This is a genomic window from Mesorhizobium sp. WSM2240 (genome assembly GCF_040438645.1).
Taxonomy (GTDB): domain Bacteria; phylum Pseudomonadota; class Alphaproteobacteria; order Rhizobiales; family Rhizobiaceae; genus Allomesorhizobium.
Genome location: NZ_CP159253.1, coordinates 5,125,255 through 5,150,074 on the forward strand (window position 1 = coordinate 5,125,255; position 24,820 = coordinate 5,150,074).

At 63.6% G+C, this 24,820-nt stretch carries 25 protein-coding genes and 1 pseudogene; 22 read left to right on the forward strand and 4 right to left on the reverse strand.

Annotated features, from left to right (window positions below; all coding sequences use genetic code 11):
- Positions 1-76 precede the first annotated feature (76 nt).
- The gene (locus tag ABVK50_RS25505) at positions 77-583 is read left to right on the forward strand and encodes an Lrp/AsnC ligand binding domain-containing protein (RefSeq protein ID WP_353643923.1); all 507 of its coding nucleotides are present in this window, start codon (positions 77-79) and stop codon (positions 581-583) included.
- Between the two features lie 14 nt (positions 584-597).
- Here ABVK50_RS25505 and ABVK50_RS25510 read toward each other — a convergent pair whose 3' ends face one another.
- On the reverse strand, positions 598-1,371 hold the full coding sequence (locus ABVK50_RS25510) for an alpha/beta hydrolase (RefSeq protein WP_353643922.1): 774 nt from the start codon (positions 1,369-1,371) through the stop codon (positions 598-600).
- A gap of 207 nt (positions 1,372-1,578) precedes the next feature.
- Between ABVK50_RS25510 and infC the strand changes: the two genes are divergently transcribed.
- From infC to ABVK50_RS25555, 9 genes and pseudogenes are all read left to right on the forward strand, one after another.
- A complete protein-coding gene (infC, locus tag ABVK50_RS25515; protein WP_353645815.1) occupies positions 1,579-2,115 on the forward strand; it encodes a translation initiation factor IF-3 in 537 nt (178 codons plus the stop codon).
- 131 nt (positions 2,116-2,246) lie between these two features.
- The gene (locus tag ABVK50_RS25520) at positions 2,247-2,867 is read left to right on the forward strand and encodes an isoprenylcysteine carboxylmethyltransferase family protein (protein ID WP_353643921.1); all 621 of its coding nucleotides are present in this window, start codon (positions 2,247-2,249) and stop codon (positions 2,865-2,867) included.
- A 172-nt stretch (positions 2,868-3,039) separates the two neighbouring features.
- Positions 3,040-3,243, forward strand: a complete 204-nt coding sequence (rpmI, locus tag ABVK50_RS25525) for a 50S ribosomal protein L35 (RefSeq protein ID WP_091915627.1) — start codon at positions 3,040-3,042, stop codon at positions 3,241-3,243.
- A gap of 32 nt (positions 3,244-3,275) precedes the next feature.
- The gene (gene rplT, locus ABVK50_RS25530; RefSeq protein WP_353643920.1) at positions 3,276-3,677 is read left to right on the forward strand and encodes a 50S ribosomal protein L20; all 402 of its coding nucleotides are present in this window, start codon (positions 3,276-3,278) and stop codon (positions 3,675-3,677) included.
- A gap of 177 nt (positions 3,678-3,854) precedes the next feature.
- Positions 3,855-4,907, forward strand: a complete 1,053-nt coding sequence (gene pheS, locus ABVK50_RS25535; protein ID WP_353645814.1) for a phenylalanine--tRNA ligase subunit alpha — start codon at positions 3,855-3,857, stop codon at positions 4,905-4,907.
- Entirely contained in the window at positions 4,904-5,326 is a 423-nt protein-coding gene (locus tag ABVK50_RS25540) for a GFA family protein (RefSeq protein ID WP_353643919.1), read from the forward strand. Before pheS ends, ABVK50_RS25540 begins: the two co-directional genes overlap by 4 nt.
- Complete coding sequence (pheT, locus tag ABVK50_RS25545; protein WP_353643918.1) at positions 5,323-7,740, forward strand: phenylalanine--tRNA ligase subunit beta; 2,418 nt, start codon at positions 5,323-5,325, stop codon at positions 7,738-7,740. The genes ABVK50_RS25540 and pheT overlap by 4 nt, the downstream gene beginning before the upstream one ends.
- 78 nt (positions 7,741-7,818) lie before the next feature.
- Entirely contained in the window at positions 7,819-8,421 is a 603-nt protein-coding gene (locus tag ABVK50_RS25550; RefSeq protein WP_353643917.1) for a nucleotidyltransferase family protein, read from the forward strand.
- A 73-nt stretch (positions 8,422-8,494) separates the two neighbouring features.
- Positions 8,495-9,339 (forward strand): annotated as a pseudogene (locus ABVK50_RS25555) (aldo/keto reductase).
- Between the two features lie 66 nt (positions 9,340-9,405).
- Here ABVK50_RS25555 and ABVK50_RS25560 read toward each other — a convergent pair.
- Positions 9,406-10,401 (reverse strand): aldo/keto reductase, encoded by a 996-nt coding sequence (locus tag ABVK50_RS25560; RefSeq protein WP_353643916.1) that lies wholly within the window; start codon positions 10,399-10,401, stop codon positions 9,406-9,408.
- 88 nt (positions 10,402-10,489) lie between these two features.
- On the opposite strand from ABVK50_RS25560, the gene ABVK50_RS25565 reads away from it, so the two are divergent.
- The 12 genes from ABVK50_RS25565 (at position 10,490) to ABVK50_RS25620 (ending at position 21,598) form a co-directional block, all read left to right on the forward strand.
- A complete protein-coding gene (locus ABVK50_RS25565) occupies positions 10,490-11,476 on the forward strand; it encodes a Gfo/Idh/MocA family oxidoreductase (RefSeq protein ID WP_353643915.1) in 987 nt (328 codons plus the stop codon).
- Positions 11,477-11,681: 205 nt separating this feature from the next.
- Positions 11,682-12,167 carry a MarR family transcriptional regulator gene (locus ABVK50_RS25570; protein WP_353643914.1) on the forward strand — a complete coding sequence of 162 codons (486 nt, stop codon included), beginning with the start codon at positions 11,682-11,684 and terminating at the stop codon, positions 12,165-12,167.
- A complete protein-coding gene (locus ABVK50_RS25575) occupies positions 12,164-12,844 on the forward strand; it encodes a GNAT family N-acetyltransferase (RefSeq protein WP_353643913.1) in 681 nt (226 codons plus the stop codon). The genes ABVK50_RS25570 and ABVK50_RS25575 overlap by 4 nt, the downstream gene beginning before the upstream one ends.
- 230 nt (positions 12,845-13,074) lie before the next feature.
- On the forward strand, positions 13,075-14,991 hold the full coding sequence (gene dnaK, locus ABVK50_RS25580) for a molecular chaperone DnaK (protein ID WP_353643912.1): 1,917 nt from the start codon (positions 13,075-13,077) through the stop codon (positions 14,989-14,991).
- Positions 14,992-15,190: 199 nt separating this feature from the next.
- The gene (dnaJ, locus tag ABVK50_RS25585; RefSeq protein ID WP_353643911.1) at positions 15,191-16,318 is read left to right on the forward strand and encodes a molecular chaperone DnaJ; all 1,128 of its coding nucleotides are present in this window, start codon (positions 15,191-15,193) and stop codon (positions 16,316-16,318) included.
- A 97-nt stretch (positions 16,319-16,415) separates the two neighbouring features.
- Positions 16,416-17,024, forward strand: a complete 609-nt coding sequence (gene pmtA, locus ABVK50_RS25590; RefSeq protein WP_353643910.1) for a phospholipid N-methyltransferase PmtA — start codon at positions 16,416-16,418, stop codon at positions 17,022-17,024.
- A 103-nt stretch (positions 17,025-17,127) separates the two neighbouring features.
- A complete protein-coding gene (locus ABVK50_RS25595) occupies positions 17,128-17,718 on the forward strand; it encodes an NAD(P)H-dependent oxidoreductase (RefSeq protein ID WP_353643909.1) in 591 nt (196 codons plus the stop codon).
- A complete protein-coding gene (locus ABVK50_RS25600; RefSeq protein WP_353643908.1) occupies positions 17,715-18,305 on the forward strand; it encodes a histidine phosphatase family protein in 591 nt (196 codons plus the stop codon). Before ABVK50_RS25595 ends, ABVK50_RS25600 begins: the two co-directional genes overlap by 4 nt.
- Positions 18,302-19,021: an orotidine-5'-phosphate decarboxylase gene (gene pyrF / locus ABVK50_RS25605; protein ID WP_353643907.1), complete on the forward strand. Its 720-nt coding sequence runs from the start codon at positions 18,302-18,304 to the stop codon at positions 19,019-19,021. Before ABVK50_RS25600 ends, pyrF begins: the two co-directional genes overlap by 4 nt.
- 18 nt (positions 19,022-19,039) lie before the next feature.
- Entirely contained in the window at positions 19,040-19,327 is a 288-nt protein-coding gene (locus tag ABVK50_RS25610; RefSeq protein ID WP_353643905.1) for a DUF1330 domain-containing protein, read from the forward strand.
- 215 nt (positions 19,328-19,542) lie between these two features.
- Positions 19,543-20,820: a polyhydroxyalkanoate depolymerase gene (locus ABVK50_RS25615; protein ID WP_353643904.1), complete on the forward strand. Its 1,278-nt coding sequence runs from the start codon at positions 19,543-19,545 to the stop codon at positions 20,818-20,820.
- Between the two features lie 157 nt (positions 20,821-20,977).
- On the forward strand, positions 20,978-21,598 hold the full coding sequence (locus ABVK50_RS25620; protein ID WP_353643903.1) for a transglutaminase-like cysteine peptidase: 621 nt from the start codon (positions 20,978-20,980) through the stop codon (positions 21,596-21,598).
- 380 nt (positions 21,599-21,978) lie between these two features.
- Here ABVK50_RS25620 and ABVK50_RS25625 read toward each other — a convergent pair whose 3' ends face one another.
- Positions 21,979-23,511 carry a YifB family Mg chelatase-like AAA ATPase gene (locus ABVK50_RS25625; protein WP_353643902.1) on the reverse strand — a complete coding sequence of 511 codons (1,533 nt, stop codon included), beginning with the start codon at positions 23,509-23,511 and terminating at the stop codon, positions 21,979-21,981.
- A gap of 231 nt (positions 23,512-23,742) precedes the next feature.
- On the reverse strand, positions 23,743-24,684 hold the full coding sequence (gene gshB, locus ABVK50_RS25630; protein WP_353643901.1) for a glutathione synthase: 942 nt from the start codon (positions 24,682-24,684) through the stop codon (positions 23,743-23,745).
- Positions 24,685-24,820: the final 136 nt, after the last annotated feature.

The window sequence follows — 24,820 nt, forward strand, 5'->3', positions numbered from 1 at the left end:
CGCAAAGCCGATGAAAGGTGCTCTCATTGTGCCGGGAGCAATGCTGCCTAACGCACTGACAACGAGAACAAGCCGAATGAACCGCCTTGGAAATCCGAGAAAATCGGAAGAATCTTCCACCGGGCAGAAGCTCGACCGGATCGACATGAAGATCCTGCGGCTGCTGCAGCAGGACGGCCGGCTGAGCAACGCGGAACTTGCCCTGCGCGCCAATGTCAGCGCGGCTACCTGCCACCGCCGAACGCAGCGGCTGTTCCAGGAAGGTTTTGTCCGGGCGGTGCGGGCCGAGGTCGATCCGCAGCGCGTCGGCCGCGGCGCGCTGGTTATGGTGGGCGTGGTGCTCGACCGCTCGACCAGGGAGAGCTTCGCCGCCTTCGAATTGGCCGCGAAGAAGCTGTCATTCGTGCTCGACTGCCATCTGGTCGCCGGGGACTTCGACTATTTCCTCAAGATCAGGCTGCGCGACATGTCGGAATTCAGCCGGCTTCACGGCGAGGCGCTGCTCGGCCTGCCGGGCGTGCGGCAGACGCGGACCTTCTTCGTCATCAAGGAAGTGGTCGACAACGCGCCGCTGGATTTTTAGGGGCCGAAGACCCGTCAGCCGGCCTGCCGGACCATTTCTTCGACCGCACGGATCAGCAGCGCCAGATCCTGCGGCCGCGACAGGCGGTGGTCGCCGTCGCGCACCAGCGACAGGGTCACGTCGTCGGACGGCATGCAGCTTACGAGCTTCAGCGCATGGGTGTGCGGCACGTCCTTGTCCTTCATCCCCTGCAGCACATGCACCGGGCAATGCGTGTTGATCGGCCCGGTCATCACGCGGTTTGCGCGGCCGTCCTCGAACAGCGCCCGCGTATAGACATAGGGTTCGTCGGAATAGTTCGATCGCACTTCGAAGAAACCTTTTTTATCGAGGTCGCGCTGCTGCGTCTTCTTCAGCTTCGGCTCCATGAGCTCGACCGTGAAATCGGGCGCCGGGGCAAGCAGCACCAGCCCGGCGATGCGCTCGCCCTCGCCGCTCTTGCGCAATTCCTCGATCATCCGAAGCGCAATCCACGCGCCCATCGACGAGCCGACCAGGATTTGGCGGCCGGTGCTGAACCGGCGGAACACGGCGAGGCTTTCGCCGAGCCACTTCGAGATGGTGCCGTCGGCGAAGTCGCCGCCGGATTCGCCGTGCCCTGAATAATCGTGGCGCAGGAAGGCGCGGCCGTTGGCCGACGCCCACTCGTGCAGTGCCTCGGCCTTGGTGCCCAGCATGTCGGAGCGGTAGCCGCCAAGCCAGACAATGCCGGGTTCGCGGCCGGCGAGGCGCCGGACGGCGATCGTCGCGCCATCCACCTCCTGGAAATCCGGACTGCCTGTCGCCATATGATGCTCCTTCGGACGCAAGCCTTGTGGCACAGCTCGATTCCCGCGAAAAGACCGGACCCATGCCGTCGATGCGAGAGTCTACGCGGCCTTTTGGTTTCTGATGATTTTTTGGAATCGCTGTGCTATTGACTCGGCCCGCATAGCGCCGACATAGGCGCGACCGACTTGAATCAAGATCGTAAACGGCTCGAGGAGACCACGACCATTCGCAGACCTTTTAAAGCAGCGGCGCCTACCAAGGAAGGCCCGCGCTCCAACCGAGACATCCGGGTTCCCCGGGTTCAGCTAATCGATGCAGACGGACAGAACCACGGCGAGGTGTCGATTAACGATGCCCTCCTGGCCGCCGAAGAGGCGGGTCTCGACCTTGTTGAAATCTCCCCCAACGCAACGCCGCCGGTCGTCAAGATCCTCGACCTCGGCAAGCTGAAATACGCCAACCAGAAGAAGGCCGCCGAGGCGCGCAAGCACCAGAAGGTCATCGAGATCAAGGAGATCAAGATGCGGCCGAACATCGACACCCACGATTACGAGGTGAAGATGCGGGCGGTGCGGCGGTTTTTCGAGGAAGGCGACAAGGTCAAGCTGACGCTTCGCTTCCGCGGCCGCGAGATGGCCCATATGGAACTCGGCATGCAGCTTCTCAACAAGGTCCGCGAAGAGGTCGCCCCGATCGCCAAGGTAGAGGCGGAGCCGAAGCTCGAAGGCCGCCAGATGATGATGGTTCTGGCGCCGCGCTGAGCGCAACCTGACGGTGACCCGATTTGTCTCGGGTCGCCGCCACGATTTCACCGCACGTGCAGAGAAAGAGTGCGCGTCCACCTGGCGTGAAGGCTATTTGAATGCGCTCCTCTGCTCTCTTGAATGCGTCCATGACGCCGGCCGATGAACTGGGCCGTTTCCAAAAACGCCGGCGCATCGCGCTTGCGGTCCTCACCTGCGTCATACTCGCGGGATTGCTGTTCGTGCGCTCCGCCCTCGGGACCGGTGATACCGTGCACGAATATGTCGAGGCTGCAGGCGGCGCCCTGGTCCTGGCGGCCATACTCGGCCGGACCTGGTGCACGCTTTACATTGGCGGGCGCAAAAGCGCCGAGATCGTCACGGGCGGACCCTACTCGGTCACGCGCAATCCGCTTTATGTCTTCAGCGCCATTGGAGCCGCAGGCATCGGCGCGATGACGGGAAGCATGATCGTTGCGGCCGGCTTTGCGGTTCTTACCTATGTCGCATTTCACTACGTCATTCTCGTCGAGGAAGAATACCTCGAACGCACCTTTGGCGAACCCTATCGGCAGTACATGCGAGCGGTGCCCCGCTTCTTTCCACGCGTGAGCCTGTTCAGGGAGAGCGAGATGCTGTCCGTCCGTCCGCGCCTTCTGTATCGCACCTTCCGGGACGGTCTGCTGTTCCTGGCTGCCTATCCGTTTTTCGAGTTCGTCGAATATTTGCAGGATGCCGGCGTTCTGCCCGTGCTCCTGCACCTCTATTGAAGGCAGGTATTCCGTCTGTGATTCCCGGTTGCGCTTTCAAAGGCGCATCGCTATAAGGCCGCGTCCAAGAACCGTCCGGCAGGGCATGCCGTGGCGGTTTCTGATGCTTTTCGGGCGATTGGTCTGCCCGAAGCACAAAAGCGCAATCAAGCGCACCCATACGGAGAGCAAAATGCCCAAAATGAAGACCAAATCCGCTGCAAAGAAGCGGTTCAAGATAACCGCAACCGGAAAAGTGCTGTCGGCTGCCGCCGGCAAGCGCCACGGCATGATCAAGCGTTCAAACAAGTTCATTCGCGATGCCCGCGGCACCATGGTTCTCGCCGAACCCGACGCCAAGAAGGTCATCAAGAATTTTCTGCCGAACGGCCTCTGAGCCCGGCCACGACGTTTTAAGGAGATCATGACATGGCACGCGTAAAAAGGGGCGTTACCGCCCACGCCAAGCACAAGAAGGTTTTGAAGGCCGCCAAGGGTTTCTACGGCCGCCGCAAGAACACCATCCGCATCGCCAAGCAGGCGGTCGAGAAGTCGCTGCAATACGCCTATCGCGACCGCAAGAACCGCAAGCGCAACTTCCGCGCTTTGTGGGTCCAGCGCATCAACGCCGCGACCCGCGAGCACGGCCTGACCTACGGCCGCTTCATCGACGGTCTGAACAAGGCCGGCATCGAGATCGACCGCAAGGTCCTGTCGGACATGGCCATTCATGAGCCGCAGGCCTTCGCCGCGCTGGTGGCCAAGGCCAAGACTGCGCTGGAATATCTGAAGAACACCACGCCGAACGCTTTTGAAAGCGCTGTTGCCTAACCAGCGCCTTCCCAAGCTTTTCGACACTTGATTTGGGAAACCCGCGCTGGCAGGGCTGGCGCGGGTTTTTTTATGCGAAAACAGGACCAGTAACCGGCGGCCGACTGCCGTCGAACCAAGCGGATCAAAATCGTGAACGAGACCATAAGCAATCTCGATACGCTCGAAGCCTCGCTGATGGCAGAGATAGCGTCGGCGGCCGACGAGCAGACCATCGAGGCGGTGCGCGTTTCCGCCCTTGGCAAAAAGGGCTCCGTGTCCGACATGCTGAAGACGCTGGGCTCGATGAGCCCGGAAGAGCGGCAGCTGAAAGGCCCGGCGATCAACGGGCTGAAGAACAGGGTCACCGAGGCGCTCGCCGCGCGCAAGGCCGAACTCAAGGACGCCGCGATCTCGGCCAGGTTAATCGCCGAAAAGGTCGACGTGACGCTGCCAGTGCGTCAGTCGCCGGCCGAGCGCGGCCGCATCCATCCGATCAGCCAGGTCATCGACGAGATCGCGGCGATTTTCGGCGATCTCGGCTTCGCCATCGCCGAAGGGCCGGACATCGAGACCGACCACTACAATTTCACTGCGCTGAATTTTCCGGAAGGCCATCCGGCGCGCGAAATGCACGACACCTTCTTCTTCAATCCCGACGAGAAGGGCGAGCGCAAGCTCCTGCGCACGCATACCTCGCCGGTGCAGATCCGCACCATGGAGGCGCAGAAGCCGCCGATCCGCATCGTCATTCCGGGCAAGACCTACCGGCAGGATTCCGACGCCACCCATTCGCCGATGTTCCACCAGGTCGAAGGGCTGGTCATCGACAAGACGGCCAACGTCGCCAACATGAAATGGGTGCTGGAGGAGTTCTGCAAGGCGTTCTTCGAGGTGCCGAGCGTGAAGATGCGGTTCCGGCCGAGCTTCTTCCCGTTCACCGAACCGAGCCTCGAGGTCGACATCCAGTGCGACCGCTCGCGGCCGGGCGAGGTGCGCTTCGGCGAAGGCTCCGATTGGCTGGAGATCCTGGGCTGCGGCATGGTGCATCCGAACGTGCTGCGCTTCGGCGGACTCGATCCCGACGAGTATCAGGGCTTCGCCTGGGGCATGGGCATCGACCGCATCGCCATGCTGAAATACGGCATGCCGGACCTGCGCGCCTTCTTCGACGCTGACGTGCGCTGGCTGGCGCATTACGGCTTCAGGCCACTCGACCTGCCGACGCTGTTCGGGGGGTTGAGTCAGTGATGAGGGGCCACACCGGCGGATGCCGCTGCGGCGCCGTGCGCTTCGAGGTGTCGGCCGAACCGCACCACGTCAGCTATTGCCATTGCGGCGATTGCCGGCGGGCGAGCGGCGCGCCGGTGTCGGCGTTCGTCGGCTTCATGGCCGACGAGGTGAAGCTTGCCGGCGACGCGCTGAAGACCTTCGAGAACGGGCCGGTGACGCGCAGCTTCTGCGGCGTCTGCGGCTCGCCGATAGCCTACGCCGACAAGCGGCTCGCCGGACGCGTCTATTTCATGCTGGGTGCGATGGATATGCCCGCCTATTTCAAGCCGACGCTGCACGCCTATGTGCGCGAGCAGCTTCCCTTCGTGCATATGCCTGACGGGCTGCCGCGCAATCTGACGACCAGCGTCCCGAGATCCGACGGAACAAAGACATGAAATTCACCCTCTCCTGGCTGAAAGACCATCTCGAAACCGATGCCACCCTCGACGAAATCGTCGAACGGTTGACCTCGATCGGGCTGGAAGTCGAATCCGTCGACGACAAGGCGGCGCTGAAGCCCTTCGTCATTGCCAAAGTGCTGACCGCGCAAAAACATCCGGACGCCGACAAGCTGCAGGTGCTGACCGTCGATACCGGCGACGGCAAGCCGCCGGTGCAGGTGGTGTGCGGCGCGCCCAATGCGAGGGCCGGGCTGGTCGGCGCCTTCGCGGCGCCCGGCGCCTACATTCCGGGCATCGACACGACGCTGGCGGTCGGAAAGATCCGTGGCGTCGAAAGCCACGGCATGATGTGCTCCGAGCGGGAATTGCAGCTGTCGGACGAGCACATGGGCATCATCGACCTGCCGGCGGACGCGCCTGTCGGCACGTCATTTGCGGCTTATGCCAAGCTCGACGATCCGGTCATCGAAATCGGCCTGACGCCCAACCGGCCGGACGCGACCAGCGTCCACGGCATTGCGCGCGATCTGGCGGCATCCGGGCTCGGCCGGCTGACCGGCGGCGCGATCATGCCGCATGCCGGCAACGGCATGTGCCCGGTGAAGGTGAGGCTCGATTTCGGCATCACGCCGCCGCTTTGCCACGGCTTCGCGCTGCGCCTCGTCCGGGGCGTGAAGAACGGGTCGTCGCCGAAATGGATGCAGCAGCGCCTGATCGCCATCGGCCTGCGCCCCATCAACGCGCTGGTCGACATCACCAACTACATCACCTTCGATCGCGGCCGGCCGCTGCATGTCTTCGACGCCGCCAAGGTCAAGGGCGATCTCACCGTGCGCAGGGCGGTGGCCGGTGAAAAGGTGCTCGCGCTCGACGGCTGGGAGTATGAGCTGACGCCGGAAATGTGCGTCATTGCCGACGAGGACGGCATCGAATCCATCGCCGGCATCATGGGCGGCGAGCATTCCGGCTGCGACGAGAACACCACCGACGTGCTGATCGAATCGGCGCTCTGGGAGCCGCTCAACATCGCCCGCACCGGCCGCGAGCTCGGCATCATCACCGATGCGCGCTATCGCTTCGAGCGCGGCGTCGATCCGGAATTCATGGTTCCGGGGCTGGAACTCGCGACCAAGATGGTGCTGGAATTCTGCGGCGGCGAGCCGACCGAAGAGGAAGTCGTCGGCTATGCCGGCCATACGCCGAAGGTAATCTCGTTCCCGGTCTCGGAGGTGAAGCGGCTGACCGGCCTCGACGTTCCGAAGGCAGAAAGCCTCGACATATTGAAGCGCCTCGGCTTCGTGCCGCAGGGCGATGCCGAAATCGTCGACGTGACCGTCCCGTCCTGGCGGCCGGATATCGACGGCAAGGCCGATCTGGTCGAGGAGATCATGCGCATCCACGGCGTCGACAATATCTCGCCGCAGCCGCTCGTCAGCCATGACGCGGTCAACGGCAAGATTCTCACCACACTGCAGATCCGCACCCGCGCCGCGCGCCGCGCGCTTGCCGTGCGCGGCATGATGGAGGCCGTCACCTGGTCGTTCATTCCGGCCAGGCACGCCGAGGCGTTCGGCGGCGGTCGCCCGGAGCTGAAGCTCGCAAATCCGATCGCGGCCGACATGTCCGACATGCGGCCCTCGCTGCTGCCGGGCCTGATCGCCGCCGCGCAACGCAATGTCGACCGGGGCTTGAGCGACGTCGCTTTGTTCGAAGTGTCGGGAACCTATGAAGGCGCCGGACCCGAAGGCCAGCGCCGGGTCGCAGCCGGCATCCGCCGAGGCACCGCAGAGCTCGAAGGTTCGGGCCGCCATTGGGCCGGTAATGCCGGCGCCGTCGGCGTCTTCGACGCCAAGGCCGACGCGATCGCGGCGCTGGAGGCCTGCGGCGCGCCGGTCGACAAGCTGCAGATCGAGGCGGGCGGACCGGCCTGGTATCATCCCGGCCGTTCCGGCACGATCAAGCTCGGCCCGAAGACGGTGCTCGGCTATTTCGGCGAATTCAATCCGAAGACGCTTGAGGTGCTCGACGTTTCAGGCCCGCTCTGCGGCTTCGAGGTGTTCGTCGACGCGGTGCCCGAACCGAAGGCAAAGCCGACCCGGACCAAGCCCCGGCTGGACCTGTCGCCATTCCAGGCGGTGAAGCGCGACTTTGCCTTCGTGGTGGACAAGGCCGTCGAGGCGGGCACGCTGATCCGCGCCGCCGCGGCTGCCGACAGGAAGCTGATCGCCGGTGTGTCTGTGTTCGACATCTTCGAAGGCGCATTGCTCGGCGCGGACAAGAAATCCGTGGCTATCGAAGTCTCGATCCAGCCGGTCGAAAAGACGCTGACCGATGAGGATTTCGAGGCGCTGGCCGGCCGTATCGTCGAGAATGTGAAGAAGCAGACCGGAGGCGTGCTGAGGGGCTAGCACGACCGCGTCGGCAGCAAATCCGTGCCGGTCGCGGCGGATGTTGCTGTCGCCGCGCGAATCGCTTTCAAAAGAGCGATGGATCATCTGCGGTTTTCCGGGCTGGATTTCGAGGAGCAGCGCGCGATCCTGATCGACATTCTAAAAGCCGACAGCTTGACCCGGTCGGCGCTCCAGCGCGCTCGCGATTTCGACCTGGCCGACTGGATGATCGCATCGGGCGCCATCTACAACACGGTATGGAACAGCCTTACCGGAAAGCCGTCCGGTTATGGCATCAAGGACGTCGATCTGTTCTATTTCGATGCTTCCGACCTTTCCTGGGAGGCGGAGGACGTCGTCATCAAGGCCGGCGAGACGCACTTTGCCGAGCTGCCGTTGGCAGTCGAAATTCGCAACCAGGCGCGCGTGCATCTCTGGTATCCGGAGCGCTTCGGCCGGCAATGCCCAGCCTATCGATCCTCGGGTCATTCACTGAGCTATTTCGCATCCAAAACACATGCAGTAGGCGTTCGCCTGGCAGGCGCCGGCGAGTTCGAGGTAACGGCGCCATTTGGACTTGACGACATCTTTTCCTTTCGGATCGCGCCGAACCGGGTGATGGACAACCAGGCAACTCATGAGGAAAAGGCCGCGCGGGCGAAACAGCAATGGCCGGAAATCAGCGTGGTACCCTGGTAGGCCCATTGCCCCCAACTCGGTACACCGTCCATGCTGACTGGACGCGCTGCCCAACTCGGTGAAGGGAACATCCATGGCTTCTCCCGTCCGCACGACCACATTGCCCGATGGTGCGAAAGTCCCGGCGCTCGGCCAGGGCACCTGGAAGATGGGCGAGGATCGTAGGCGCCGCGCCGATGAGGTCGCGGCGCTCAGGCTCGGCATCGATCTCGCATGACGCTGATCGATACGGCCGAAATGTATGCCGACGGCGGGGCGGAGGAAGTGGTGCGCGAAGCGATAGACGGCCGCCGCGACGAGCTGTTCCTGGTCAGTAAGGTCCTGCCCTCCAACGCCTCGCGAGCCGGCGTCATCCGGGCCTGCGAGCAAAGCCTGAAGCGGCTCGGCGCCGATCATATCGAGCTCTATCTGCTGCACTGGCGCGGCGGCGTGCCGCTTGCAGAAACGGTTGCCGCCTTCGAAGCGCTGAAGAGCCAGGGCAAGATACTCGGCTGGGGCGTCAGCAATTTCGACATGGAGGACATGGAGGAGTTGGCCTCCGTGTCGGGTGGAAAGTTCGTGCAGACGAATCAGGTTCTCTACAATCTCGCCAGCCGCGGCATCGACTACGAGCTGCTGCCGCAATCCGCGAAAGACGGCGTCCCTGTCATGGCCTATTCACCTGTCGGGCAGGGCGACCTGGCCCGCGACAGGCGGCTCGCGGCAATCGGCGAGCGGCATGGCGCGACCGCGGCGCAGATCGCGCTTGCCTGGGTTATGCGGCATCCGCACATCATCGCCATTCCGAAGGCGAGTTCGCTCGATCATGTGCGCGATAACCGCGCCGCCGCCGACATCGTTCTTTCCGCCGCCGACATTGCCGAACTCGACAGGCTGTTTCCTCCGCCCGGCCGGAGGCAGCCGCTCGACATGATCTGATGCTGGCCGGCCGCATCATAGAGAATGTGAAGAAGCCGGCCGGCCGTGTGCTGCAGACTTGAGCCGCTACCTGTTCGCGTCCCGCAGCATCGTCTCGGGATAGCGCTGGCCAGCGATCTGCTCGGGCGAAACGAGACTGCCGATTTCGGCCAAATCGGAGGCGGTCAGGCGGATCGCGGTCGCTGCGATATTCTGTTCGAGATTGGCAATTTTGCGCGATCCTGGAATGGGAACGATGAAATCGCCCTGGTGCAGAATCCAGGCCAGCGCAATCTGGGCGGCGGACACGCCCTTCCCGGCCGCGTAGGTTTCCAGCCGCTCGACGGCGGCAAGGTTTCGCTTCAGGTTCTCCTCCTCGAAGCGGGGCAGCTTGCGGCGGAAATCCGTCTCGCCGAACTGGTCGGTCGACTTGATGGCTCCGGTGAGAAAGCCCCTGCCCAGTGGGCTGAAGGGAACGAAGCCGATGCCAAGCTCGCGGCAGGCCGGCAGAACTTCCACCTCCGGATCGCGCGTCCATAGCGAATACTCGCTCTGGACCGCGGCGATGGGATGGACGGCATGCGCCCTCCGGATCGTTGATGCACTCGCCTCCGACAGGCCGAGCGCGCGCACCTTGCCTTCGCGTACGAGGTCGGCCATGGCGCCGACCGTATCCTCGATCGGCACGTTGGGATCGACACGGTGCTGGTAGAACAGGTCGATTCTGTCGGTGCCCAGACGCTTCAGCGAAGCATCTGCGACCGAACGCACATGCTCAGGCCGACTGTTCACACCGGGCTGCTGCTCCGGCCCGTTTGGCGTGTCGACAACATTGAAGCCGAACTTCGTTGCGATACACACCCTGTCCCGGAACGGCCGCAGCGCCTTTCCCACCAAAACCTCGTTGGTGTAGGGGCCATAGACCTCCGCCGTGTCAAATAGAGTCACGCCTAGATCGACGGCACGATGAAGCGTGGCAATGGCCTCCTGCTCGTCCTGCCCGCCATAGGCGTGGCTCATGCCCATACAGCCGAGACCGACGGGAAAAACCTTGAGGTCGTTGCCTAGCTTGCGCTGATTCATGGGATGTCCTCTTACGGTTAGATCACAACTTGGCACGGCTCGCGGTTTCGGGCAAAGGTCTGGGCGCAGCAAAAAGGAGGAGATCGTCATGTTTCGCTGGGGTGTCCTGTCGACGGCCAAGATCGCGCGCGAGCAGCTTTTGCCGGCAATGGCCGATGCCGAAAACGGCGTGGTCTCTGCGATCGCCAGCCGCGATTTGACCAAGGCCCGCGCGCTTGCCGACCGCTTCGGCGCGCCGCACGCCTTCGGCTCATATGAGGAACTGCTGGCATCCGACACGGTCGACGGCGTCTATATTCCGCTGCCGACCTCCCAGCATGTCGAATGGACGCTGAAGGCCGCCGAGGCCGGAAAGCACGTGCTTTGCGAAAAGCCGATCGCGTTGAACGCCAGGGAGATCGACCAGCTGATCGAGGTGCGCGATCGGAAGAAGGTGCTGATCTGCGAAGCCTTCATGGTGTTCTACCACCCGCAATGGGCGAAGGTGCGCGAGCTGGTCGCCGAGGGCGCGATCGGCCGGCTGCGCCATGTGCAGGGCGCGTTCGCCTATTTCAACGTCGACCCCGCCAATATGCGCAACCAGCTTTCGCTCGGCGGCGGCGCGCTGCCCGACATCGGCGTCTATCCCACTATCGCCACCCGCTTCGTCACCGGCAAGGAACCGGTGCGCATCCAGGCGACGGTCGAGCGCGACGAGAAATTCGGTACCGACATCTATTCCAGCACCAAGGCCGATTTCGGCGATTTCCACCTGACCTTCTACTGCTCGACGCAGATGGCGCTGCGACAGTTCATGGTGTTTCACGGCGAAAAGGGTTTCATCGAGGTGCATGGGCCGTTCAACGCCGGCGACTACGAGCACCACCGCGTCGAGCTTCATAACCAGACCCACACCCAGGCGAGCGTTTTCCGCTTTCCCGGAACGCGGCAGTACCGGCTCGAGGTCGAGGCTTTCGCGCGGGCGGCGCTTGGCGGCAAGGATCCCGTGTTCACGCTCGAGAATTCAGTCCTCAACCAGAAGGCCATCGACGCCATCTTCCGAGCTGGCGAGCATGAGGGCTGGGAATATGTCTAGCGGATTGGCCTCCGCAGGATAGATGGCCTGAAGCAATCGGCAAACAGCGAACAAAGCCCTTCGATAGGACGTGACGGCTTCGACAGCGGAACGGCATCCGTTGCAGGCCTCCAGGATAGTCGGGACTCACGCGCTCTCGATGCCGCAATCTTATCGACAAATTTCATGCTTAGTTATATAATATGTAATGTAAATGGAGACGCCAATGGTCGAGGATGTGGTACGTTCGTTTGGATTCCTGACGCTGGGCACACGCATGAAGCGCGTCGGCGAGAAGCTGCAGGCCGATACGCAGAGGATCATGGACGAACTCGGCACGCCGCTTCAGGCGAGCCAGTATCCTTTTCTCGCGGCGATCGACAGGCTCGGTCCCCTGACGGTTGGAGAGCTTGCCGAGGCGACCGGCATCACCCAGCCGGGCGCCACGCGAACGGTCGCGCTGCTTGTCGAGCTGGGCATGCTGGATACCGAACAGGCCGCCGATGACCAGCGGCGAAGGATCGTTTCGCTTTCCAAGGAAGGGAAGCGGCTGGTCGCGACCGCCAAGCGCGAGGTGTGGCCGCGTATAGGGGAGGCCGTCGCCGACCTCTGCGGCGATCTCGACGGCCCACTGCTCGACCAACTCGCCGCAATCGAGGACGGCCTCGCCGCCGCTCCGCTCAATCGCCGCGCCGCAAAGGTGAAGTCATGAATCATATACTCGACCGTCCGGTCTGGAACGCGCTGAACACGAGGCATGCCGCACTGGCGCTGGGCAACGGCCTGGCGAAGCGTTACGTCCCGTCGATCCACCCCTTCGCGAGCAGCCGCGACGAGAGCCCGGAAAGCCTGCGGGTTCTCGCCGAGATCGCCACCCCCGGTGAAATGCTGATCCTGCTCCAGGCGGACGAATTCGTGTCGCCTCCGGGCTTTGCCGTCACCACGACCGCCTTCGGCGTGCAGATGGTCGCGGAGCGGCATATCCCTTGCGTGGAGGACGACCGGATCGTCCCGCTCGGCGAGGCCGACGCAGCCGCCATGATGGAATTGGCGACGCTCACCAAGCCTGGGCCTTTCACGCCGAAGGCGCTCAGCCTCGGCGACTTCTGGGGCATTAAGGAGAATGGCAGGCTTCTAGCGATGGCCGGCGAGAGGCTGAAGCAGGATGGTTTCACCGAGTTAAGCGGCGTCGCGACGCACCCGGATGTCCGCGGCCGAGGGCTGGGTAGGCTGCTGTCGCTCTATGTGGCAGGAAAAATCTTCGCTAAGGGCGACCAGCCCTTCCTTCACGCCTACGCTGCCAACACGACCGCGATCAGTCTGTATGAGTCGATTGGCTTCAAGCTGAGAACGCGCATGAATGTTGCGGTGATCGAGCGGCAGGCGTAGCGCGATCGCTTGACCGGCGGACCGCCCGTAAGCCCCGGCTCCAGCGAGACTTCTCTTCGCCGCAGTTTTCGGCAGGACGCTTGCGCCTAGGCAAGCCTGTTCTTATATACGCGCCACATTCGTTCGGCTCGCCGCAAACACGGTCGGCCGGACGAAAAGTCTTGTGAACAGGGGCTGTCGCGGGAACGCCTTTAACGGGTCCTGACGGCCTGCTTAGCGGAGAGAAAGAAATGGCTAAAGTAATCGGTATCGATCTGGGAACGACCAATTCCTGCGTTGCCGTCATGGACGGCAAGGATGCAAAGGTCATCGAAAACGCCGAAGGCGCCCGCACCACGCCGTCCATCGTCGCCTTTACCGACAGCGACGAACGCCTCGTCGGCCAGCCGGCCAAGCGCCAGGCGGTTACCAATCCCGAAAACACCATTTTTGCGGTCAAGCGCCTTATCGGCCGCCGCTATGACGATCCGGTGACTGAGAAGGACAAGAAGCTCGTCCCGTACAAGATCGTCAAGGGTGACAACGGCGACGCCTGGGTAGAGGCCGGCGCCAAGAAGCAGTCGCCCTCGCAGATTTCGGCCATGATCCTGCAGAAGATGAAGGAAACCGCCGAGGCCTATCTCGGCGAGAAGGTCAGCCAGGCCGTCATCACCGTTCCCGCCTACTTCAACGACGCCCAGCGCCAGGCGACCAAGGATGCCGGCAAGATCGCCGGTCTCGAAGTGCTGCGCATCATCAACGAGCCGACCGCGGCCGCGCTTGCCTATGGCCTTGACAAGAAGGAAGGCAAGACCATCGCCGTCTATGACCTTGGCGGCGGCACCTTCGATATTTCCGTGCTCGAGATCGGCGACGGCGTCTTCGAGGTGAAGTCGACCAATGGCGATACCTTCCTCGGCGGCGAGGACTTCGACATGCGCCTCGTCGAGTACCTGGCGGCCGAGTTCAAGAAGGAACAGGGCATCGACCTTAAGAACGACAAGCTCGCCCTGCAGCGCCTGAAAGAGGCCGCTGAAAAGGCCAAGATCGAGCTGTCTTCGTCCTCGCAGACCGAAATCAACCTGCCTTTCATCACGGCCGACCAGTCGGGTCCGAAGCACCTGACCATGAAACTGACCCGCGCCAAGTTCGAGTCGCTGGTGGATGACCTTATCCAGCGCACGGTCGAGCCCTGCAAGGCGGCGCTGAAGGATGCCGGCCTCAAGGCGGGCGAGATCGACGAGGTGGTTCTGGTCGGCGGCATGACCCGCATGCCGAAGGTCCAGGAAGTGGTGAAGCAGTTCTTCGGCAAGGAGCCGCACAAGGGTGTCAACCCCGACGAGGTGGTGGCGCTCGGCGCGGCGATCCAGGCCGGCGTGCTGCAGGGCGACGTCAAGGACGTGCTGCTGCTCGACGTGACGCCGCTTTCGCTCGGCATCGAGACGCTGGGCGGCGTGTTCACGCGCCTCATCGAACGCAACACCACCATCCCGACCAAGAAGAGCCAGGTCTTCTCGACCGCCGAGGATTCACAGTCGGCCGTCACGATCCGGGTCTTCCAGGGCGAGCGTGAAATGGCCGCCGACAACAAGGCGCTCGGCCAGTTCGACCTCGTCGGCATTCCGCCGGCGCCGCGCGGCGTGCCGCAGATCGAGGTCACCTTCGACATCGACGCCAACGGCATCGTCAACGTGTCGGCCAAGGACAAGGGCACCGGCAAGGAGCACCAGATCCGCATCCAGGCCTCTGGCGGCCTGTCGGACGCCGACATCGAGAAGATGGTCAAGGACGCCGAAGCCAATGCCGAGAGCGACAAGCAGCGCCGTGCGCTGGTCGAGGCCCGCAACCAGGCCGAAGCACTGGTGCATTCGTCCGAGAAATCGCTCAAGGAATATGGCGACAAGGTCTCGGAAGCCGACCGCACCGCGATCTCCGACGCGATCGCCGCGTTGAGGACGGCCGCCGAAGGCGAGGACGTTTCCGACATCGAGGCCAAGAGCCAGAGCCTCGCCGAAGTTTCGATGAAACTCGGCCAGGCCATGTATGAGGCCTCGCAGAAGGAAGCCGCCGAGGCTGACGCTGCAGCCGACGCTGCCAAGGACAGCGACGTGGTCGACGCGGACTTCGAGGAGATCAACGAGGACGACGACAAGAAGAAGTCGGCGTGAATGCGTTGAAATGAGCTGACGGAAAAGGCCTGGCGCAGACGCCGGGCCTTTTTCGGATCAACTCAAAAAAACATGGACAAGGCCGGGGAAACTCTGGAATCGGTGGTCCCGGCTTACTAAATCGGAAGCCACCTGCCGAACCGAACCGAAGCGGGCCAGCGATGCGATTTGACATCGATCATCCGGACAGCGGGAAAAAATGAAGGCTGATTTCTACGAGACCCTCGGGGTCCAGAGGGGCGCAGACGAGAAGGAGCTGAAGGCTGCCTTCCGCAAGCTCGCAATGCAGTTCCATCCCGATCGCAACCCCGGCGACAAGGCTTGCGAGCACAGGTTCAAGGAAATCGGCGAGGCCTACGAGACGCTGAAGGATCCGCAGAAGCGAGCGGCTTATGACCGGTTCGGCCATGCGGCGTTCGAGAATGGCGGTATGGGCAACGGCCATGGCTTCGGCGGCGGCGGGTTCTCCGACATTTTCGAGGATATTTTCGGCGAGATGATGGGCGGCCGCCAGCGCCGCTCGTCCTCCGGCCGCGAGCGCGGCGCCGATCTGCGCTACAATATGGAAATCCTGCTTGAGGAGGCCTACACCGGCAAGACCGCGCAAATCCGCGTGCCGGCCTCGATTGCCTGCGCCGAATGTTCCGGCACCGGCGCCAAGCCCGGCACCCAGCCCGTGACCTGCACCATGTGCGCCGGCCACGGCAAGGTGCGCGCCAGCCAGGGCTTCTTCTCGATCGAGCGCACCTGCCCGCAATGCCAGGGCCGGGGCCAGACGATCAAGGATCCCTGCCCGAAATGCGCCGGCCAGGGCCGCGTCACCGAGGAGCGGTCGCTTTCGGTCAACATTCCGGCCGGCATCGAGGACGGCACGCGCATCAGGCTCGCCAATGAGGGCGAGGCAGGGCTGCGTGGCGGACCTCCCGGCGACCTCTACATTTTCCTTTCGGTCAAGCCGCACGAATTCTTCCAGCGCGACGGCGCCGATCTCTACTGCAAGGTTCCGATCTCGATGACCACCGCCGCTCTCGGCGGGTCCTTCGAGGTGGCGACGCTCGACGGCACCCAGACCCGCGTCAAGGTGCCGGAAGGAACCCAGAGCGGCCGCCAGTTCCGCCTCAAGGGCAAGGGCATGCCGGTGCTGCGTCAGCCCAATATTGGCGACCTCTACATCCAGACTGTGGTCGAAACGCCGCAAAGCCTGACCAAGCGCCAGCGCGAATTGCTGGAGGAGTTCGAGCAGCTTTCCTCGAAGGAGAATTCTCCTCAGTCGAGCGGCTTCTTCGCCCGAATGAAGGACTTTTTCGAATCCTTCGGGGAGAGCTGACCGCCTACGGCGGATTGGATTATACGCCAGGCGCAGCCTTGCTTTGGACCAGTTTGCTGCTAAGTATCCCGCGACGTCAGGTTGGAGGAAAAACGCCATGCGACGCGGGTCTGAAATACGCAAGACGCTGGCGGAGAAGTTCGACGACGAGCTTCGCTTCTTCAAGGGCTGGATCGACAAGCCGAAGGCCGTCGGCTCGATCGTGCCGACCAGTTCGGTCACCGCCAGGCGCATGGCCTCGGTCATCGATATTTCGTCGGGCCTGCCGGTGCTTGAGGTCGGTCCCGGCACAGGCGTCATCACCCGCGCCATCCTCGCGCGCGGCGTAAGGCCGGAAAACCTCTACGCGGTCGAATATTCAGCCGATTTCGTCAGTCATTTGCGGCGCAACTATCCCGGAGTGAACGTCATCGAGGGCGACGCCTTCAATCTCGACGCGACGCTCGGCGCGATGCGCGGCCAGAAATTCGATTCGGTGATCTCCGGCGTGCCGCTGCTCAACTTCCCCGTACCCCGGCGCGTCGCCTATCTGAACGATCTGCTCGACCGCATCCCCGAAGGAAGACCGGTCATCCAGTTGACCTACGGGCCGAAATCGCCGGTGCCGCCGGGCCTGGGCAACTACAGCGTCGAGCATTTCGACTTCGTGATCCGCAACATCCCGCCGACGCAGCTCTGGGTTTACCGCCGCGGCAAGCGCAACTGAGCTTTGCCCGGGCTTCAGAACCCGCGCACCTGGCATCAAAAAACGTGTTATTCATTGATTCCGGCGGCGCTTCGCCTATACCCGTGGGGGCAGGAGCGCGTTCATGAATCCCAAAATTCTCGTCTTCGCCGGCTCGATCCGCACCGGCGCCTACAGCGTCAAGACCGCAGATGCGGCGACCAAGGAACTTGCGCTGCAGGGCGCGGAAGTCACCCGCATTTCACTTGCCGACTATCCCCTGCCGATCATGGACCAGGATCTCGAAGTCGAGAAAGGGATTCCCGAGAATGCGTTCAAGCTGGCGCGTCACATCGCTTCCAATGACGGACTGCTGATCGCCAGCCCCGAATACAATTCCTCCATCCCGCCTTTGCTCAAGAACACAATCGACTGGGTCAGCCGGATCCACAAGGATGGCGGGCGCCCGTTCAAGCCCTATGCCGGCAAGGTCGCGGCGCTGTGCTCGTCTTCCGACGGCAATTTCGCCGGGGCGCGCGGTCTCTACCATTTGCGTTCGGTGCTGATGAATTGCGGCGTCGAGATCATCACGCCGCAATGCTCGGTTCCGCGCGCGCAGGACGCCTTCGACGAGGACGGCCAGTTCAAGGATGAGCAGTTGCGTCGCCGGATGGAGACCGTCGTGCGGACGCTGATGGAACGGGCGAAGATGATGTCGCTCAGGGCCGGCGGGTGATCGGCGTCTATCTCACCCATCCGCAGGTTCTGGTCGATGCGTCGATTCCCGTCCCGGAATGGGGACTGTCGGAGACCGGCCGCACCCGCCTTATCGCAATCCGGCAGCGGCCTTGGGTGCGCTCGCTCGCCGGAGTAGTTTCGAGCGCCGAGCGCAAGGCGAAGGAAGCGGCGGCAATACTCGCCGGGGCCGCCGGCATCGAATTCCGGACCGTTGCGGAAATGGGTGAAAACGACCGCTCGGCGACCGGCTACTTGCCGCCGCCCGAATTCGAGAAGGCCGCCGATTGGTTCTTCGCCAATCCGCAACAAAGTTTTCGCGGCTGGGAACGCGCGGTCGACGCCCAGGTCCGCATCGTTGCGGCCTTTAAAGCGGCAATGGAAGGATGGCCGCCGGATCGGCCCGTCGCCTTTGTCGGGCATGGCGCGGTCGGAACGTTGCTGAAGTGCCATCTCGCCGGCGCTCCGATTGCGCGCTCGACTGACCAGCCGGCCGGCGGCGGCAACGTCTTTGCGTTTCGTCTTTCCGACCGCCGCCTTCTGTGCGATTGGACGCCGGTCGAGACCTTCACGGGAGAATTCGGATGACGGGGAACCAAATGCGGGACCGCCTGATCGTCGGCCTCGATGTGCCGACCGTAGCCGAGGCGCGCAAGGTGGTGGAGGAACTCGACGGCGTCGTCTCCTTCTACAAGATCGGCTATCAGCTTGCTTTCGCCGGCGGGCTCGACTTCGCCCGCGAGCTGGCGGCCGGCGGCACGAAGGTGTTCCTCGACATGAAGCTCCTGGACATCGACAATACCGTCGCCAAGGGTGTCGAGAACGTCGCCCGGATGGGCGTCACCATGCTGACGCTGCACGCCTATCCCAAAGCAATGCGCGCGGCCGTCGAGGCGGCCAGGGGAAGCGGCCTCTGCCTGCTCGGGGTCACCGTGCTGACCTCGATGGACGAACAGGACATGATCGAGGCGGGCTACGAATACGACCCGCACACTCTGGTGCTCCGTCGCGCCGAACAGGCGCTGGCCGTCGGCATGGGCGGCGTCGTCTGCTCGGCCGGCGAGGCGGCGGCGGTTCGCAAGATCGTCGGCCCGGAGCTTGCGGTGGTCACGCCCGGCATCCGCCCGGCCGGCAGCGACCATGGCGACCAGAAGCGCGTGGTCACGCCGCGTGACGCCATTCGCGCCGGCGCGAGCCACCTCGTCGTCGGCAGGCCGATCGTCGCCTCGGTTGACAGGCGCGCCGCTGCGCGGGCTATTCTCGACGAAATGGACCGGGCTGAGCCGGAGCGCCTGGCCACATGAACTGACTGGGAGGACAAAATGCCGAAAGGATATTGGATTGCGCGCGTGGATGTCCGCGATCCCGAGGGCTACAAGGGATATGTCGCGGCCGCGAAACCGGCTTTCGAGCGCTTCGGCGCGGTTTTCCTGGTGCGAGGCGGCGCTCATGAGGCGGCGGAAGGGACGGCTCGGGCGCGCAATGTGGTCATCGAGTTTCCGTCTCTGGCCGCCGCGCGCGACTGCTACAACTCGCCGGAATACCAGGCGGCCAAGGCGATCAGGCAGCAATTCGCCGATGGCGAGATCGTGCTGGTTGAGGGCGCCTGAAGCCATCTTCAGGCCCGCCATTTTGCATTGCAAAACGCACCGGCCGCGCGCGAATCGCAATATCGGCGGTTTTCAACAGCTTAGACGAAAGGATGAGAATAAATAACGCGGCGTGACGTATTGCGCCGCAACAAAAGGTTGTTAACTTCGTTGCCTAATGATCAGAGCCGGTCTCAAGGCCGGCCGATTCGGAAATCGACGGCGACGGGGTATTGATGTTCTACCAGCTGTACGAGATGAATCACGCCGCCGTGCAGCCTTTCAGGGCCTATGCCGACGCCGTAAAACTCTTCTACACCAACCCGCTCAATCCTCTTGCGCACACGCATTGGGGCCGGTCGGTGGCCGCGACCGCCGAGCTCTTCGAGCGCACCACGCGCCGCTATGGCAAGCCGAGCTTCGGTCTTGCCGAGACTGTTGTCGATTGGAAGACCGTTCCGGTAACGGAAAGGGTCGTCTGGTCGCGGCCCTTCTGCAATCTGATCCATTTCGAGCGCGCGGTGCCGGCGCGCCGGCTGCCGGATCCGAAGCTTTTGATCGTCGCGCCGATGTCCGGCCACTATGCGACGCTGCTGCGCGGCACGGTCGAGGCGATGATGCCGCATGCCGATGTCTACATTACCGACTGGACCGATGCGCGCATGGTGCCGGTGTCGGAAGGCCGCTTCGATCTCGACGATTATATCGACTACGTCATCGAGATGCTGCATGCGCTCGGCCCGGACACCCATGTCATGGCTGTTTGCCAGCCTTCCGTGCCGGTGCTCGCCGCGGCAGCGATCATGGAAGCGCGCGGCGATCGATTCGCGCCCTCGACGATGACGCTGATGGGAGGTCCGGTCGACACGCGCCGCAACCCGACCTCCGTCAACATCCTCGCCGAGGAAAAGGGCGTCGACTGGTTCCGCGAAAACGCCATCATGCAGGTGCCGTGGCCGGTCCCGGGCTTCACCCGCGAGGTCTATCCCGGCTTTCTGCAACTCTCCGGCTTCATGAGCATGAACCTTGACCGCCACATCACGGCGCACAAGGACTTCTTCATGCACCTCGTCAAGAACGATGGCGACAGCGCCGAGAAGCACCGCGACTTCTATGACGAATATCTCGCGGTTATGGATTTGACAGCGGAATTCTACCTGCAGACGGTCGACACCGTGTTCGTCCGCCATGCCTTGCCCAAGGGCCAAATGACGCATCGCGGCGTCCCGGTCGATCCGGCCGCGATCCGCAATGTGGCGCTGCTGACCATCGAGGGTGAGAACGACGACATATCGGGCATCGGCCAGACCAAGGCCGCGCACGACCTGTGCGTCAACATACCGGCGGACATGCGCGCCCATTACATGCAGCCGGCGGTCGGGCATTACGGCGTCTTCAACGGTTCGCGTTTCCGCGCCGAGATCGTTCCGCGAATCGCCGACTTCATAACCAGCTACGGCCGCGCGAATCGGGCGCCTGCGCGGCCGCGCCTCGTGCGGGCGGCCAAGGCCTAAGCCCCGCCGGGTGTGAATCGGCAGGTTCCTTCTGTTGCAAATTCGTCGCGCTCGCCGCGCAACGGTAACCATCCGGATGATCAGCCGGCTGCGTGAATTGACATATCCCGCAAATCACCTTTAACCTTTCATTAATAAAAAAGCGGGGCAAACGGGCATGGACTCCAGTGCGAAGGCGCGGTGCGCAAGGCTGCGCGCCGGAATATTCTCTGTGGCGGCAATGATCGCCTGCTCCGCAAGCCAAGCGGTTGCCGCGGCGCCCATGTTGACCGGCGGCCTGACCTCGCAGCCGATCGGCCACTACGAATTCTGTAAGGTGCAACCGGCCGAATGCGCCATCCGGACGCGCGATCTTGGCCCGGAAGCGATGACCGGCGCTCTCTGGAAAATCCTGCTGGACGTCAATGAGGCGGTTAATCGCGCCATTCGCCCGATGAACGATTTCGACATCTACGGCAAGGACGAGGTCTGGGCCTATCCGAACGGCGTCGGCGACTGCGAGGACTATGTGCTCGAGAAGCGCCGTACCCTGAGCGCCCGGGGGCTCTCGCTTTCGAACCTGCTCATCACCGTCGTGCGCAAATCCGACGGCGAAGGCCATGCCATCTTGACCGTACGCACCGACAAGGGCGATTTCATCCTCGACAACCTCTCCAATGTCGTGCGCCAGTGGGACAATACCGGCTACCGCTTCCTGAAGCGGCAGGCGAGCGACCACACCGGGCGCTGGGTCAGCATCCGCGAAGGCCAGGCTCCGCTGGTCGGTTCGGTGCAGTAGCGCCTCAACTCCGAAAACTTGCTATTGGCCAATCGTACGGCAGTCGTTCTGCCGAGCGATTTTTGGTGGAGGACCGCAGCCTTGGCGCGGAGCTATCCCGGTTCGCGAATCTGCCCGAGAACATGAATCCCTAAAGTCGCCGGCTTCCGACAAGACCGCCATCGATCGCCCGACGGGCATCTCATTCCGGCTCCGTAGGACGGATCGGCTCTGAGATTTGATCCGGCCATTAGCCTTCGAACCAAAAGCTGGTCTCTGGAGCATGCTCTGGCGGGCTCGTCGCGGCGACTCTCCGGCTGCGCCGCTGACGTCCCACACGCCAGCCGCCTTGCCGAACCCCTCCACGAGACGGTCCCAACCGTTCGCGGCCTTTCATAGCCTTACGCGGCCTGAGCCAGCCTTTCGCCCGCGATCCGATAAGAAATCGCCTCCGCCAGATGGATACGGCCGACGGTCTCACTGGCGTCGAGGTCGGCGAGCGTCCGCGCAACCTTCAGCACCCGGTGATAGGCTCGAGCGGAAAAGCCTAGCTTCTCGCTGGCGTCCCGCAGCAGCGCCAGGCCATGCGCGTCGGGCGCCGCGATCTCCTCGATCGTGGCGGTGGCGCAATGGGCGTTGGTGGTCGGCGCCTGCGGCCCGAGCCGCGCAAATCGTTCCTGCTGGATGGCGCGGGCCATAGCCACGCGCGCCGCGACGGCTTCGCTCGCCTCGGCCCTTCCCGGCCGGATCAGATCGGATGCCGACACGGCCGGCACCTCGATGCGCAGATCGATGCGATCGAGCAGCGGGCCGGATATGCGCGCCTGGTAGTCGGACTGGCAGCGCGGCCCGCGCGCGCAGCGATAGCCCGGCTCGCCGGCCATGCCGCAGCGGCACGGGTTCATCGCCGCGATCAGCTGGATGCGCGCCGGATAGGTGATGCGGTGATTGGCGCGCGCGATCATGCATTCGCCGGCTTCGATCGGCTGGCGCAGCGAATCCAGCACCTGCGGGGAGAACTCGGGAAACTCGTCGAGGAACAGCACGCCATTATGCGCCAGCGAGACCTCGCCGGGCCGGACGCGCAGGCCGCCGCCGACCATAGCCGCCATCGAGGCGGAATGGTGCGGCCCGCGGAACGGCCGCCGGTCGGTGAGCTTGCCGCCGCTGAGTTCCCCGGCGATTGAGGCGATCATCGACACTTCCAGGAGTTCGCGCGGGCTGAGCGGCGGCAGGATCGACGGCAGGCGCTGCGCCAGCATCGACTTGCCGGAGCCGGGCGGGCCGACCATCAAGAGATTGTGGCCCCCGGCCGCCGCGACCTCAAGCGCCCGCTTGGCGGTTTCCTGGCCCTTTATGTCGGCGAGGTCCGGCAGGTCGCGGGCCGACGCATGCACGCTCGCCACCGGCCGCGTCAGCACCTGCGTGCCCCGGAAATGATTGGCGATGGCGATCAGGCTGCGCGGCGCCAGAATATCGATCTCGGCGCCGGCCCAGGCGGCTTCCGGCCCGGACGCGGCCGGGCAGATCAGCCCCTTGCCGTCGGCATTGGCGCCGATCGCCGCCGGCAGCGCTCCCGACACCGCGGTGATCGTCCCGTCCAGCGACAATTCGCCGAGCACCACATAGCCGGCCAGCGCGTCGCCCGGTATCGCGCCCAGCGCCGCCATCAGGCCGAGCGCGATCGGCAGGTCGTAATGGCTGCCCTCCTTGGGCAGGTCGGCCGGCGCCAGATTGACGGTCACCTTCTTCGACGGCATCGAGAGGCCGGACGCATGCAGCGCCGCCTGCACCCGCTCACGGCTCTCGGCCACCGCTTTGTCCGGCAGCCCGACAATGTGCATATTGACCTTGCCCGGGGCGATCATCACCTGGACGTCGACCGGAACGGCCTCGATGCCCTGAAACGCGACCGTGCGTACGCGCGAAACCATGCCGTCCCCCGAGCCTTGCCGCGCGCCCCAAGCAGGGTCCCGAAAGTTGCAGACTGTTCGGACCTGCGGCTCTCAGTTGCCTGGGCACAACTGACCTTGCGTCAGACAAGCACAGATTTCAGCCCAAATCAAGAACAGGACAAGAACAAAATGAACGCACCGGCTGCAATCCGATTGCAGCCGGTTGTGCCGCGCGAACATGGGCTGAGGTCATGGTGATCGAAATGGCGCCTAGCGCCGCTTGTCCTCGACCACGTCCCAGAACAGCGCCGCTATGTCGGCGCCGCCGAACCGCTTCACCTCGCGTATTCCGGTAGGCGAGGTGACGTTGATCTCGGTCATGTAGCCGCCGATCACGTCGATGCCGACGAGGATGAAACCGCGCTCCTTGAGCGAAGGCCCGATGCGGGCGCAGATCTCACGCTCGCGCTCGGTCAGCTCGGTTTTTTCGGCGCGTCCGCCGACATGCATGTTGGAGCGCGAATCGTGTTCAGCCGGCACGCGGTTGATCGCGCCCACCGGCTCGCCGTCGATCAGGATGATGCGCTTGTCGCCGGCGCGCACCTCCTTCAGATAGCGCTGCACGATGAACGGCTCGCGAAACATCTGCGCGAACATTTCGAGCAGCGAAGCGAGATTGCGGTCGGCCTCGTGCAGATGGAAGATGCCTGCGCCGCCATTGCCGTAGAGCGGCTTGACGATGATGTCGCCATTCACCTTGCGAAAGTCGTCCACCTCGCGCGGATCCTTGGTGATCAGCGTCGCCGGCATCAGGTCGGGAAATTCGGTGACGAAGATCTTTTCCGGGCTGTTGCGCACCCAGGCCGGGTCGTTGACCACCAGCGTCTTCGGATGGATGCGCTCCAGAATATGCGTCGTCGTGATGTAGTTCATGTCGAAGGGCGGATCCTGGCGCAGCAGGATGACGTTCATTTCCGAAAGGTCTGTGCGCACCGGCTCGCCGAGCGTGAAGTGATTGCCCTTCTCGTCGCGGACCTGAAGCTCCTCGATGCGGGCGAACACCCGGTCGCCGGCCATCGACAGGCGGTCGGGCGTGTAGTGGAACAGCCGGTGGCCGCGCCGCTGCGCTTCCAGCGCCAGCGCAAAGCTTGTGTCCCCCGCGATCGAAACGGTCGAGATGTGATCCATCTGCAGGGCGATATCGAGCGGCATGAACTGTCTCCGGCGGGGTTGGCGCGATGAAGGCATTTACAGGCTTGGCCGCAGCCTGCCAATCGAGACATTTTGATCGTAGCATCAATGGCTGTGTGAAGGGGAGGCCGCCATGGCCCTGGCTGAACTTCGGCGC

Excerpts from the sequence above, each read along its gene's own strand:
- ABVK50_RS25505 (WP_353643923.1), top strand. The coding sequence starts at position 77 with ATGAACCGCCTTGGAAATCCGAGAAAATCGGAAGAATCTTCCACCGGG.
- ABVK50_RS25510 (WP_353643922.1), bottom strand. The coding sequence starts at position 1,371 with ATGGCGACAGGCAGTCCGGATTTCCAGGAGGTGGATGGCGCGACGATC.
- ABVK50_RS25520 (WP_353643921.1), top strand. The coding sequence starts at position 2,247 with ATGACGCCGGCCGATGAACTGGGCCGTTTCCAAAAACGCCGGCGCATC.
- rpmI (WP_091915627.1), top strand. The coding sequence starts at position 3,040 with ATGCCCAAAATGAAGACCAAATCCGCTGCAAAGAAGCGGTTCAAGATA.
- rplT (WP_353643920.1), top strand. The coding sequence starts at position 3,276 with ATGGCACGCGTAAAAAGGGGCGTTACCGCCCACGCCAAGCACAAGAAG.
- pheS (WP_353645814.1), top strand. The coding sequence starts at position 3,855 with ATGGCAGAGATAGCGTCGGCGGCCGACGAGCAGACCATCGAGGCGGTG.
- pheT (WP_353643918.1), top strand. The coding sequence starts at position 5,323 with ATGAAATTCACCCTCTCCTGGCTGAAAGACCATCTCGAAACCGATGCC.
- ABVK50_RS25550 (WP_353643917.1), top strand. The coding sequence starts at position 7,819 with ATGGATCATCTGCGGTTTTCCGGGCTGGATTTCGAGGAGCAGCGCGCG.
- ABVK50_RS25560 (WP_353643916.1), bottom strand. The coding sequence starts at position 10,401 with ATGAATCAGCGCAAGCTAGGCAACGACCTCAAGGTTTTTCCCGTCGGT.
- ABVK50_RS25565 (WP_353643915.1), top strand. The coding sequence starts at position 10,490 with ATGTTTCGCTGGGGTGTCCTGTCGACGGCCAAGATCGCGCGCGAGCAG.
- ABVK50_RS25570 (WP_353643914.1), top strand. The coding sequence starts at position 11,682 with ATGGTCGAGGATGTGGTACGTTCGTTTGGATTCCTGACGCTGGGCACA.
- ABVK50_RS25575 (WP_353643913.1), top strand. The coding sequence starts at position 12,164 with ATGAATCATATACTCGACCGTCCGGTCTGGAACGCGCTGAACACGAGG.
- dnaK (WP_353643912.1), top strand. The coding sequence starts at position 13,075 with ATGGCTAAAGTAATCGGTATCGATCTGGGAACGACCAATTCCTGCGTT.
- dnaJ (WP_353643911.1), top strand. The coding sequence starts at position 15,191 with ATGAAGGCTGATTTCTACGAGACCCTCGGGGTCCAGAGGGGCGCAGAC.
- pmtA (WP_353643910.1), top strand. The coding sequence starts at position 16,416 with ATGCGACGCGGGTCTGAAATACGCAAGACGCTGGCGGAGAAGTTCGAC.
- ABVK50_RS25595 (WP_353643909.1), top strand. The coding sequence starts at position 17,128 with ATGAATCCCAAAATTCTCGTCTTCGCCGGCTCGATCCGCACCGGCGCC.
- pyrF (WP_353643907.1), top strand. The coding sequence starts at position 18,302 with ATGACGGGGAACCAAATGCGGGACCGCCTGATCGTCGGCCTCGATGTG.
- ABVK50_RS25610 (WP_353643905.1), top strand. The coding sequence starts at position 19,040 with ATGCCGAAAGGATATTGGATTGCGCGCGTGGATGTCCGCGATCCCGAG.
- ABVK50_RS25615 (WP_353643904.1), top strand. The coding sequence starts at position 19,543 with ATGTTCTACCAGCTGTACGAGATGAATCACGCCGCCGTGCAGCCTTTC.
- ABVK50_RS25620 (WP_353643903.1), top strand. The coding sequence starts at position 20,978 with ATGGACTCCAGTGCGAAGGCGCGGTGCGCAAGGCTGCGCGCCGGAATA.
- ABVK50_RS25625 (WP_353643902.1), bottom strand. The coding sequence starts at position 23,511 with ATGGTTTCGCGCGTACGCACGGTCGCGTTTCAGGGCATCGAGGCCGTT.
- gshB (WP_353643901.1), bottom strand. The coding sequence starts at position 24,684 with ATGCCGCTCGATATCGCCCTGCAGATGGATCACATCTCGACCGTTTCG.